Annotated in this window: 12 protein-coding genes and 2 pseudogenes; 6 read left to right on the top strand and 8 right to left on the bottom strand. The window is 69.5% G+C overall.

Translation table 11 applies throughout. The features are described from left to right. The 3 genes and pseudogenes from I53_RS08460 to tolQ form a co-directional block, all read right to left on the bottom strand. Nucleotides 1-778: pseudogene (locus tag I53_RS08460) on the bottom strand (protein TolA); the annotation flags it as partial. Nucleotides 779-787: 9 nt separating this feature from the next. After that, nucleotides 788-1,234 carry an ExbD/TolR family protein gene (locus I53_RS08455; protein ID WP_043349109.1) on the bottom strand — a complete coding sequence of 149 codons (447 nt, stop codon included), beginning with the start codon at nt 1,232-1,234 and terminating at the stop codon, nt 788-790. A gap of 27 nt (nt 1,235-1,261) precedes the next feature. Then, nucleotides 1,262-1,978: a protein TolQ gene (gene tolQ, locus I53_RS08450; RefSeq protein ID WP_043349106.1), complete on the bottom strand. Its 717-nt coding sequence runs from the start codon at nt 1,976-1,978 to the stop codon at nt 1,262-1,264. A 309-nt stretch (nt 1,979-2,287) separates the two neighbouring features. On the opposite strand from tolQ, the gene I53_RS08445 reads away from it, so the two are divergent. Further along, on the top strand, nt 2,288-3,076 hold the full coding sequence (locus tag I53_RS08445) for an HpcH/HpaI aldolase/citrate lyase family protein (RefSeq protein WP_043349105.1): 789 nt from the start codon (nt 2,288-2,290) through the stop codon (nt 3,074-3,076). A 104-nt stretch (nt 3,077-3,180) separates the two neighbouring features. On the opposite strand, the gene ybgC is transcribed toward I53_RS08445, so the two are convergent. The 3 genes from ybgC to ruvB all read right to left on the bottom strand — a co-directional run bounded on the left by ybgC (nt 3,181) and on the right by ruvB (nt 5,873). Further along, nucleotides 3,181-3,633 (bottom strand): tol-pal system-associated acyl-CoA thioesterase, encoded by a 453-nt coding sequence (ybgC, locus tag I53_RS08440; protein ID WP_187294326.1) that lies wholly within the window; start codon nt 3,631-3,633, stop codon nt 3,181-3,183. Nucleotides 3,634-3,723: 90 nt separating this feature from the next. Further along, nucleotides 3,724-4,449: a DUF4142 domain-containing protein gene (locus I53_RS08435; protein ID WP_043349102.1), complete on the bottom strand. Its 726-nt coding sequence runs from the start codon at nt 4,447-4,449 to the stop codon at nt 3,724-3,726. Nucleotides 4,450-4,817: 368 nt separating this feature from the next. Continuing rightward, nucleotides 4,818-5,873 (bottom strand): Holliday junction branch migration DNA helicase RuvB, encoded by a 1,056-nt coding sequence (ruvB, locus tag I53_RS08430; RefSeq protein ID WP_043349101.1) that lies wholly within the window; start codon nt 5,871-5,873, stop codon nt 4,818-4,820. Nucleotides 5,874-6,108: 235 nt separating this feature from the next. Here ruvB and I53_RS08425 point away from each other — a divergent pair, with 235 nt between their 5' ends. Together I53_RS08425 and I53_RS08420 are read left to right on the top strand one after the other, a co-directional pair. Beyond that, a complete protein-coding gene (locus tag I53_RS08425; protein WP_043349098.1) occupies nt 6,109-6,339 on the top strand; it encodes a hypothetical protein in 231 nt (76 codons plus the stop codon). A 148-nt stretch (nt 6,340-6,487) separates the two neighbouring features. Then, the gene (locus I53_RS08420) at nt 6,488-6,877 is read left to right on the top strand and encodes a hypothetical protein (protein WP_043349095.1); all 390 of its coding nucleotides are present in this window, start codon (nt 6,488-6,490) and stop codon (nt 6,875-6,877) included. Here the strand turns inward: I53_RS08420 and I53_RS08415 are convergent. Continuing rightward, a complete protein-coding gene (locus I53_RS08415) occupies nt 6,849-7,205 on the bottom strand; it encodes a hypothetical protein (protein ID WP_081948894.1) in 357 nt (118 codons plus the stop codon). The two genes, I53_RS08420 and I53_RS08415, sit on opposite strands and share 29 nt — an antisense overlap. A 73-nt stretch (nt 7,206-7,278) precedes the next feature. Here I53_RS08415 and I53_RS08410 point away from each other — a divergent pair, with 73 nt between their 5' ends. After that, on the top strand, nt 7,279-8,175 hold the full coding sequence (locus I53_RS08410) for a diguanylate cyclase (protein ID WP_043349093.1): 897 nt from the start codon (nt 7,279-7,281) through the stop codon (nt 8,173-8,175). 212 nt (nt 8,176-8,387) lie between these two features. Continuing rightward, nucleotides 8,388-9,074, top strand: a complete 687-nt coding sequence (locus I53_RS08405) for a response regulator transcription factor (RefSeq protein WP_043349091.1) — start codon at nt 8,388-8,390, stop codon at nt 9,072-9,074. Nucleotides 9,075-9,109: 35 nt separating this feature from the next. On the opposite strand, the pseudogene I53_RS08400 reads toward I53_RS08405, so the two are convergent. Then, nucleotides 9,110-10,361 (bottom strand): annotated as a pseudogene (locus I53_RS08400) (DNA topoisomerase IB). A gap of 136 nt (nt 10,362-10,497) precedes the next feature. Here I53_RS08400 and I53_RS08395 point away from each other — a divergent pair. Then, nucleotides 10,498-10,925 (top strand): glycosyltransferase (locus I53_RS08395; protein WP_043349114.1); only part of this gene is annotated, 428 nt, incomplete at its 3' end.

The raw sequence follows: 10,925 nt of genomic DNA, 5'->3' as shown, positions 1-10,925 counted from the left end.
CGGCGGCTTCCGCCTTCTCGCGCTCCGCTTCGGCCTTGGCCTCGGCGATCTCCTTCTGGCGCTCGGCCTCCGCCTCGGCCTTCGCCTTGGCGTCCGCGGCCTTCTTGGCGGCTTCCTTCGCAGCTTCCTTGGCCGCTTCGGCCTTGGCGGCGGCCTCGGCCTTGGCCTTCGCGGCGGCCTTCTGCGCGGCGGCCTCGGCTTCGGCCTCCTGCTTCTCGATCAGCTTCTCGAGCTGTTCGCGCTTCTCGGCTTCGGCCTTGGCAGCGGCGGCCTCGGACTTGGCCTTCGCCTCGGCCTTGGCGGCCTTGTCGGCCGCAGCCTTCTCCGCGGCGGCCTTCTCCGCAGCCTTCTCCGCAGCCTTGGCGGCCGCCTTCTCGGCGTCGCGCTTCTCCTGCGCCGCCTTCGCGGCCTGAGCCGCCTCCTGCGGATCCGGCTCGCCGCGGAGCGGCATCTCCTCCGCGTTGGCGAGCTTCATCTCGGCGGTGCGGGTGGGGGCGGTGGGGGCGTCGGTCTTGGCGTTCTCGGGCTCGCGATCCTCGAACTTCTCGGCCTTGCGGTCCGCCCGCGACGTCGCGTTCGGCATCGGCTTGTCGGCCTGCCGCTCACCCTTGGTGATCTCGGAGAACTGGTTCTCGGTGATCACCTCGACGGGCACGCCCTCCTGGGCCTCCGGCAGGGCCGGGGCCGCAACGCTGACGAGCGCCAGCGCGAGCAGCGCGACATGGGTGCCGGCTGAGATCCAGACACCCGGTTCCTTGCGGTCGAAGCGGAACTCCACGGGACGGCCCTACTGATGCTCAGGCTCGGTGACGAGGGCGACCTTCTTGAAGCCGCCGCCGGTCACGATCGCCATCACCTGCGCCACGCGGCCGTAATCGACCCGCTTGTCGCCGCGCACGAAGACGCGCTCCTCGGTCCCGGTCTTGGCGGTCTCCATGAGCTTCGGCACGATCGTGTCGTCCGTCAGTTCGTCCTCGCCCAGGAAGACCTGGCCGGTCTGGCGGATCGACAGGGTGATCGGCTTCACGTCGGAATTCAGCGGGGAGGCCTTGGATTGTGGCAGATCCAGGGGAACGCCCACGGTCATCATCGGCGCCGCGACCATGAAGATGATCAGGAGAACGAGCACGACGTCGATGAACGGCGTCATGTTGATCTCGTTGATGGGACCGCCGCGGCGGCCCCGGCGCCGGCGGCGCTTGCCGCCCTGCGATGCGCCCGCTGCCATGCCCATGGATCATTCTCCTCTGGATCAGCCGGGTCAGGCGGCGAGCGGCAGCCGCTCGTCGATCTGGCGGGAGAGGATGGCGGAGAACTCGTCGGCGAAGCCCTCGAGGCGCGACTGCGCTTTGGTCACCTCGGCCTGGAGCTTGTTGTAGGCGAGCACCGCCGGGATCGCGGCGAACAGGCCGATGGCGGTGGCGAACAGCGCCTCGGCGATGCCGGGAGCGACGACCGCGAGCGACGTGTTCTTCGAGGCCGCGATCGACGTGAAGGCGGTCATGATGCCCCAGACCGTTCCGAACAGGCCGATATACGGGCCGGCCGAACCGATCGAAGCGAGGAACAGGAGCCGCGACTCAAGCCGCTCGACCTCGCGGTGGATGGTGACGTCGAGCTGCTTCTCGATGCGTTGCGAGAGCGACTGGATCTGCCGACCGGATCCCTCGAAGGAGCGCTTCCACTCCCGCATGGCGGCGACGAAGACGGCGGCGAGGCCGGTGGCCGGACGGTCGTTGAACGAGCGGAACAGCTCCTCCAGGGAGCGGCCGGACCAGAACGCGTCCTCGAACGCGTCCATCTCGGCCTTCGTCCGGCGGAACAGAAGTGTCTTGTCGACGATGATCGACCAGCACCAGATCGAGGCGCTGAGCAGCCCGATCATCACGATCTTCACGACGAAGTGGGCCTGCAGGAACAGGCCGAGCAGCGTCATGTCGGCGACAGGCGCGGCCTGCATCGCGTCGGCTGGGTTCATCCGTCGAGATCTCCTGCTCCGGATCGCGATGCGCCGGGCGAGGCCCGCGTCCGCCGGATCCGTGAGCGATATCAACGCTGTCGCCCGCGAATCTGTCGAAAGTAAGGGCCGTCGGCGGCCCCGCGCCCCGCCGTGGCATCGCCTCCGTTAAGGGCGCGGCAGGGTTAAGGATCGGTTTCGATCCAGGCGATCCTGAGGCACCGGACGCGGGCTTCCGCGCCGTTCGGGCTGGACCTGCCGAAAGAGCCTCCCGTATGGTCGCCGCCAGCGGCGCCGAGTCGAGAGCCCTGAGATCCACGCAGGACGCGCATGACCCTCCCCGTTCCCAGCTTGCCCGACCTGCTGCCCACCGGCCCGGCCCGGTTCCTGGGCTGGTCCATGATCGCGGACCCGATGGTGGCCGGCTTCCTGGCGCGCGCCGGTTTCGATGCCGTGCTCCTGGATCAACAGCACGGCACCCACGATTACAAATCTTGTTGTGCGGCGATCACGGAAGTGGCGCTGGCCGGCAAATCGACGCTGGTGCGGGTGCCGGTGGGCGACTTCGCCATGGTCTCGCGGATGCTCGATGCCGGCGCCGCCGGCGTCGTGGCGCCGATGATCAACACCGTGGCGGACGCCGAGGCCTTCGCCGCCGCCGCGAAATTCCCGCCGGTGGGCCAGCGGAGTTGGGGGCCGGACCGGGCCATGTGGCTGTCGGGGCTCCGGAACGGGGCGGATTACCTCGCAGGCGCCAACGACCGGGCCCTCACGATCGCCATGTGCGAGACCCAGGCGGCGATCGCCGACTTGGAGGCGATTCTCGCCGTACCGGGCATCGACGGGATCCTGGTCGGGCCCGCCGACCTGTCGATCGCCCTGTCGCAGGGGACCGTCATCGATCCCCTGGGATCGGCGGTGACGGCAGCCCTCAGCGAGATCGCGCGCAAGACCCGGGCGGCCGGCAAGATCCCCTGCGCCTTCGCGCCATCTCCTGCGCGGGCGCGGGAAATGGTCGGGATGGGCTACCAGCTGGTCTCGATCGAGTATGACGCGATGACCATCGTCAACGCCTTCGCCCGCGTGCTGTGCGAGGCCGATCCATCCCGGGCGGGCTGAGCTCCAGACAGGCTTGCATTGGCAAGCCGACGGATGATCCGCTCATGGCGCTGGCTGATCCGGGTATCCGCCGCAGAGCCGGCGGTCGCTTTTGCAAAATCTGATCAGGCGGCCTCTCCCGGCGCGAGACGCTGCCGGAGCGCGTCCGGGAGGCGCACGGCGCGCCCGTCCCGCACGCAAGCGACTGTCACATCGGCGGAAACCAGAACGGCATCGCCCCGCCGGACGTCCTGGGTCAGGTGCATCGATGCGCCGCGCAGGGCGCGGGTCCGGGTGACGACGGTCAGGAGATCATCCATCCGGGCCGGCCGAATGAAATCGAGGCTCATGCGCCGCACGACGAACACGAGACCCCGGGCGTCGCGGTGCAGATCGGACTGATCGCCGGCGAGTTCCCGCAGGAGTTCCGTGCGGCCGCGCTCCAGGAAGCGCAGATAGCTCGCATGATACACGAAGCCCGAGAAATCGGTGTCCTCGTAGTAGACCCGCACGCCAAGCCGGTGGCCCTGGCCATCGACCTCGGCCGTTTCGTGCATGGGGGGCTCGATCGCGCTCATGCGCTCCTTTAGCGACGGCCTGAGCGACGGCGCAACACGACGAGGGCCGCCCGGGGGCGGCCCTCGCACAGATCAGCGATGACGCGCGGCTCAGCCGCCGATGCGGGCCGCGAGGCTCGCCGAATGGGCGTGCTCGTCGGCGATGTAGGGCAGCGCCTCGGTGGCGAACTTGCGGCCCTGGGCATTGTCGCCGGACTTGGCGTAGGCGTCGTAGAGCGCCAGGGTGCGGGCGTCAGAGCGGGCCTGCTGGTCGATATAGGTCCGGTCGAAGGCCCGGCCGCTGCGCGCCGCCTGGAGCTGCGCCAGACGCGCCTGGCCGCGGTCACCGAGGGCCACGCGGCGGCCCGGCTCGGCCGGGTTGTTGTCGACGAGCCCGACCGCGCCGAGAGCGCCGCCGACGATGCCGGTGCCGATATTGGCAGCCACCGTGACCGGGGCGAGCACGAGGCCGATTGGGTTGCTCAGGTCGGTGCGGATGCCCTGGTTATCGGACACGACCGATCCGCTGCGCGACAGCGAGGTGTTCGGCGGCAGCAGCGCGTCGGTGGTCGCCTTGCGCTCGACGAGGACGCGGTTGGCGTAGTTGCGGACCTGCGGGTTCCGCGACCGCTGAAGGGCCATGCGGCTCGCCTCGATGCTGGCAGCATCCGAGCGGAGCGCCTCGGCCCGGAAGGCGGGCGTCTCGGTCGCAGCGGCGCCGACGCCGTCCTGATTGGCGAAGGGCAGCACGCGGATCGGAAGGGCGTCCTGCGCGAAGGCCGGCGCAGAGATGGCGGCGACGGACAGGCCGAGCACGGCGAGCGTAAGCTTCTTCATGGCGGAAGTTTATCCCTGACGTTGTTTTTGAGATCTCGAAGATCTGTCGCGATCAGAGAGACAGGGCCTCGATCCCAACAGGCTTGCCGGCGCCCAGCAGACTGAGCGCGGTCGCCTCCACAACTGTCGCGTTTGGGCGCTGTTCCATGAGATCCGTCACTTTTTTCGTGCAGATCATCAGCAAAGTCGGCATCTAAGCTTAGCAATATTGCTTGAGCGCCGTCGCCAAAAGGGCTTGCACCGCAGCGACTTACTGATGGTGCGCCGCAAAACCTCTTTGCGGGAGCCTCGGTTTTCGGGGCAATCGGCGCATGAGCCGCGGGAAATGCTGATCCGAACTCCATGCATGGGCAGGTCGGCGGCGGGCCTTACGGCGCGTCGTCTCCGAAGAAGCCGAACTGTCCCGGCGTTTCGCGCTTCGGCTCCGGCAGCTGCATGTGGCGGTAGGCGTGCCGGGTGAGGACGCGGCCGCGGGGGGTGCGCTGCACGAAGCCGCGCTGGATGAGATACGGCTCGATGATGTCCTCGATCGCGTCGCGCGGCTCCGACAGGGCCGCCCCGATCGTCTCGATCCCCACGGGCCCGCCCCCGAAGGAGCGCGCGATCAGGCTCAGGTACTTGCGGTCCATCACGTCGAGCCCGGCCGCGTCCACGTCGAGCAGTTGCAGCGCCCGGTCGGCGATCGCCCGCGTCACCGTCTCGGCCTCCGCCACAACGGCGAAGTCCCGCACCCGCCGCAGGAGACGCCCGGCGATCCGCGGCGTGCCCCGCGCCCGCCGGGCGATCTCGTTGGCGCCCTCCGCCGACATCCCCAGGCCCAGGACCCGCGCCCCGCGCGCCACGATCTGCTCCAGCTCGTCGATCTCGTAGAATTCCAGCCGGATCGGGATCCCGAACCGGTCGCGCAGCGGCGTGGTCAGCAGCCCCGCCCGGGTCGTGGCGCCCACCAGCGTGAACTTCGGCAGCTCGATCTTGACCGAGCGCGCCGCCGGGCCCTCGCCGATGATCAGGTCGAGCTGGTAATCCTCCATGGCCGGGTAGAGGATCTCCTCCACCGCCGGGTTGAGCCGGTGGATCTCGTCGATGAACAGGACGTCGCGCTCCTCCAGGTTGGTGAGCTGCGCGGCCAGGTCCCCGGCCTTGGCGATCACCGGGCCGGAGGTCGAGCGGAAGTTCACGCCGAGTTCGCGCGCCACGATCTGGGCGAGCGTCGTCTTGCCCAGGCCCGGGGGGCCGACGAACAGTACGTGGTCCAGCGCCTGGCCGGTCTTCCGCGCCGCCTCGATGAACACCTGCATGTTCGCCCGCGCCGCACGCTGCCCGATGAACTCGGACAGGCTCAGAGGGCGGATCGTCTGATCCACATCTTCGGCACGCTTCTCCGGCGTCAGGAGCGCGTTGGTCGGAGGCTTCGGCTTGCTCATGAACCCTTGCTTCGTGGACCGAGCCGCGCAGCCCGCGATCAGGGACCTCGCAGGACGTCAGGACACCGGCGCGTCCGGTTTTGTTCTTCCTTACTCGCGAATGCCGGGAAATCTAAGCGCCGCGGCCGCGGATGTGAGAGGGCGCACGGCTCACCGCAGCGGATGCAACCGAACCGCCGGCCCGTGCATTCCTGAAGCGAATCCCCAAGCACGGCCGCAGAGCGCGTTTCCCGCCATGAAGATCCGTTTGATTGCCGCCGGCGCAGCCGCCGCCGCATTGTTCCTCATGCCGCTCGCGGCTCAGGCCGCACCCACCCCTGTCGAAACCAAGGTCGCCGAAGCCGATCCGCAGGTTCACGGCGCGACCGTGGAGCGGGACGACGACGTCACCTGCAGCCGGGCCCGTCGCCGCCTGTGGATCGAAGGGGAGGGCTGGGTGGTCCGGCGGATCACCACCTGCCGGTGAGTGTGCCGCATCCGAGCGTCGATCGTGCCGGTATGAGGGGTTATTCAGCACTCTCCGCGGCTGGAAACGCGGAACGGCGGATGATCCGGTCTGTTGGCCCCGCATCCGGCGCGGACCGAGCGCGCCGCCCCTCATCGGAGCCGGCCTCATGACAAACCGGATGGTCCTGACGGTGATCGCCCTGGCGGCGGCTGCGCCCGCGTCGGCGCAGACCTTCCGGAGCATCGAGCCCTACGCGCCGGTCTCGTACGGTTCGGGCTATGCCGGCGATCCGAGCTTCGCCGGCGAATTCGTGCGCGGAACCTATATCGGCGCTCCGCTGACCCGCGTGCCGCGCCCGAGCCAGATCGTGCCCGCTCCATGGAGCTACGGCACTTACGGCATCCCGACGGTGACGGGGATTCCGGCCGCTCCGGCGGCCCAGCCGACCCTGACGGTGATCAACGCCGCGCCCAAGGTTCGGCGCCACGAGCGCGCGGTCGGCGCAGACCCGGTGGCCGGGGCACGGGTCATCGCGGTTCGAGTTCCCCGGCGGTGAGCGCCGCGAACCACGGCGCGTAGGGCGTGTTGCGGACGAGGTGCCGGTTCAGGTCTGGCGCGCCGTCCGTCCACCAGACCGGCCCGCGCTCGCCGAGGGCGATCTTGGCCGCGTCGACCGCGGCCCTGGCGGCCGTCAGCGCTTCCGCGGCCCCCGCTTCGCCGGCCCGCTCAGCCTGCTTGGCGTGCTTGACGTCCCGGCGCGCGGCCATCAGGCGCTTCACCAGCGCCGCCCTGCAGGCCTCTGACAAATCCGGGTTGGCGCAGCGCCACAGGCGTTCCCGAACAACGATATAGCGCCGATCCGGAGTGGTAATCGCCACGCTCATGCTGAAATCAGCTCCGTTGGGGGGGAGTTAAGCCTTCCAGCTTAAACCGCGGATCTCAGTTGCGGGTCACGCCATGCAGATTGTCATCGTCGACTCGAGCCGCGTCGTGCTGCAGATCATCACGTCGCTGATCGAGCCTCGGGGCCACGCGGTGCACGCCTTCACGGATTCCGAGCAGGCGCTGCAATTCCTGGCGGCGACGCCCGCGGTTCGCGTCCTGATCACCAGCCTGGAGGTCCGGCCGCTCTGTGGGCTGGAGCTCTGCTGGTCGGCCCGGCTGCTCGCGGAATCCCGGGGGCCGCTGCACGTCATCACCATGTCGTCGGCGCGCAACGTCCGCAGCCTGGCCGAGGCCCTCGACAGCGGCGCCGACGACTTCATCGAGAAGCCGCCGAGCGCTGAGGAACTGAACGCGCGGCTGCGCGCGGCGGAGCGCCTGACGACCCTGCAAGAGGAGTTGATCCGCCTCGCCGAAACGGACCCGTTGACCGGCTCCTACAACCGGCGCGCCTTCTTCAACCGGGCGCGCATCGCCGTGGAGCAGCACCGGACCCCGCCCGCGATCTCGGCGATCCTGCTCGACATCGACCATTTCAAACGCATCAACGACGAGCACGGTCACGATGTCGGCGACGTGGCGATCAAGGCCGTGGCCGAGACGATCTCCGGGGAGGGGATCGCCGGACGCCTCGGCGGGGAAGAATTCGCCGTGATCCTGCCGGGCTGCAGCCTTCTGAGGGCGGTGGCGCATGCCGAATATCTTCGTATCGGCGTCCAGGCCCTGAAGATCCGCGGGACCAAGGGGCCGGTGGGCTTGAGCTGCAGCTTCGGCGTCAGCACGTGGCGCGACGGCGACAGCATCGAGGCCCTGGTCAAGCGGGCGGACATCGCCCTCTACGCCGCCAAGGGAAGCGGCCGGAACCGGGTGGTGCCGGACCGGGGCGAGGGGGCCCGGGCCGTCGCAGGTTGAGACGGCGGGGCAGGCCCAAATCGGCACAGTCTGTCGAACAGTGTTCGGACGTCGTCCCAGATCGGCGCATCCATCCGCCGAGTATCCGCCAGAGCGGCGCGATTCCGCCAATATAAAGCTTAATATTCATCAACCGTTATTGGAACGGATCTTGGAACTTCGCCTTCGATCCCGGCCGCCTGTATCAAGCTGGGAGAGCGAGGTGCGAGGTCATGAGTACGGCCGTTGGCGTCCTGATCCTGGATGAGCCGGAGGACCTGAGCGCGACGGTGCGCGCCACACTGGAACACATGCCGGAGTTCCACACCGTTGGGGAAGCCGATCTGGACCGCGCTGACGCCGGCAGCATCGTCGCCCTGGTCTTTCTCGACGAGATCCGGCTGGCCGACGGCATTGCCCGCATCGTCGCGCTGAAGGAGCGGCAGCCGAACCTCCGCACGCTGGTCGCCTTCGGCGCCCTCACGGCGGACGACCTGCGCGCCCTGCTGGCCGCGGGCGCAGACGCCTTCGTGGCGCGGTCCAAGTCGCCGCGGGAACTCGGCGCCGCGTTGCTCGCTCTCGCCGAGGGCTCCGATTGCCTTGTTCCCCCGGAGCAACCGGTGGCGCTACCGGCCGAGGCGGGGGACGGCCTCGGGCTCACGCCCCGGGAGGCCGAGGTGCTGCGCTTCCTCAGCTCCGGGTTCAGCAACAAGGAGGTCGCGCGCCGGCTGGCGCTCAGCGTCCGCACCGTGGAGACTCACCGGCTCAACCTGCGGCGCAAGACCCAGACCGGACGGCTGAAGGATCTGGTCTCTCTCGCCCGACAGCTCGGACTTGCGCCCGTCGTCGAGAGCGGGGAGCAGGTCCGGCGCGGGACCGACAGCCGGTCATCCGGCAACGACAACCAGTCCCGGCACTGAGCGGGACTCCGGGCGGTCCCGCCGGGACCGCCCCCCTAAGCAGCCGCAGCCTTCCTGCGGACCCGGGAAGTCCGTTTGGCCTTCGGCGCGGTCTCGGCCATGCCGGACGTCTTGGAAGCGGTCGTCGGCGCCGCAACCTTATCCCGCGGCTTCTTCGAGCTCCGCATGCGCGTTCCCGCCGGCTTGACCCGCGCCCCGGCCCGGACGCTATCCCCGGCCGCGGACAGCCGTGCCTGGAGCAGCCCCAGCACCGCCGCCTCCTCCGGCCGCAGCCGGGAGAGATCCTCACTCAGCTCGGACTCGACCGCGCCCTTCACCTGCAGGAGCAGGTCACCCTCCAGATAGCAGTCGAGGATCTGCGGGTGGATGTAGCACTTGCGGCAGATCGTCGGGGTGTTTCCGAGGCGGCCGGCGACGCTCTCGATGGCCGCGCGGATGTTGCGCTTGGCCCCCGCCTCGCTGTCGAAGCTTTCGAACTCGCGCAGCGCCAGCGCCGCCAGCACCGTACCGGCCCAGGTCCGGAAATCCTTGGCGGTGAAGTCCTCGCCGGTGATCTCCCGCAGATACGCGTTCACGTCCGAGGAGGTGACGTCGCGCTGCGTGCCGTCCGGATCGAGGTACTGGAACAGCTCCTGTCCAGGCAGGTCTGGCAGGCCTCACGATCCGGGCGACGCGCCGGTCCTTCAGCGACACGTCCCAGATCTTGCCGCTCTTGCCCTTGAACCGGAACGACAGGGCCGAACCCGCGATCCGCACATGGGGATCGCGCAAGGTCGTCAGGCCGTAGCTCTTGTTGGTCCGCGCGTAATCGTCGTTGCCGACGCGGATCAGCGTGGTCTCGAGCAGGTGGACCACGGTGGCCAGCACCTTCTCGCGGGGCAGGCCCGGCCGTTTCATGTCGGCATCGACCCGCCGGCGGATGCCCGGCAGGGCGTCCGCGAAGGCCATGATCCGCGAGAACTTGTTGGCCTCTCGCGCCTGCCGGAAATCCGGGTGGTAGCGGTACTGCTTGCGGCCCTTGGCATCGCGGCCGGTCGCCTGGATGTGGCCGTTGCTGCGGGGGCAGATCCAGACATCCGTGTAGGCCGGAGGGATCGCCAGCGCGCGGATGCGGGCGAGCTTAGCCTTGTCGCGCACCGGGGCGCCCTTCGCGTCGAGGTAGCGGAAGCCGGAGCCGCTGCGGCGGCGCGACAGGCCCGGCCGGCCATCATCGACGTAGACGAGGCCGGCCTCCGCCGCCGCCGCACGGAGGTCTCCGCCGTTTTCCGCCGTCTCGACACCCGCCATGCGCCACCCCTCCCATCTACGCCGCCCGGCTGAGCGCCCGGCGGGAAGGCCTCGATCAACTGGCATCCCCGGATCGCCGTTCCGGGGCAGCACATGCGTCGCAGGACGATCCGCGCCGACGTGCTAGAGGGATCGGATGCAGTCCGAAGCCACCCCCGGGAACAGGCCCGTTCCGATGCGCCGTCTGGTCTTCGTGGTGACCGAGGACTGGTTCTTCGCCTCGCATTTCCTGCCGATGGCCCGCGCGGCGATCGGCATGGGCCTCGCGGTCGCGGTGGTGACGCGGGTCCGGGCCCATCGCGCCGTCATCGAGGCGACCGGCGCGCAGGTCGTGCCCCTGGAAGCCGAGCGGGCGAGCCTCAACCCGATGGCCGCGGGTTACGCGGCCGGGCAGCTCGCGGCCATCCTCAAGGCCCTCAAGGCCGACATCGTCCACTGCATCGCCCTCCGCGGGATCCTGGTCGGCGGCACCGCCGCCGCCATGGCGGGCATCCCGTCCCGAGTCTACGCGCTGACCGGCCTCGGCCTCGTCGGAGCCCGGGGCGACCGGCGGGGCGGGCGGCC

The sequence above is a fragment of the Methylobacterium sp. B1 genome, assembly GCF_000333255.1.
Classification (GTDB): domain Bacteria; phylum Pseudomonadota; class Alphaproteobacteria; order Rhizobiales; family Beijerinckiaceae; genus Methylobacterium; species Methylobacterium fujisawaense.
The sequence above is the reverse complement of the archived record's forward strand: the minus strand, read 5'-3'. Positions and strand labels throughout refer to the sequence as shown.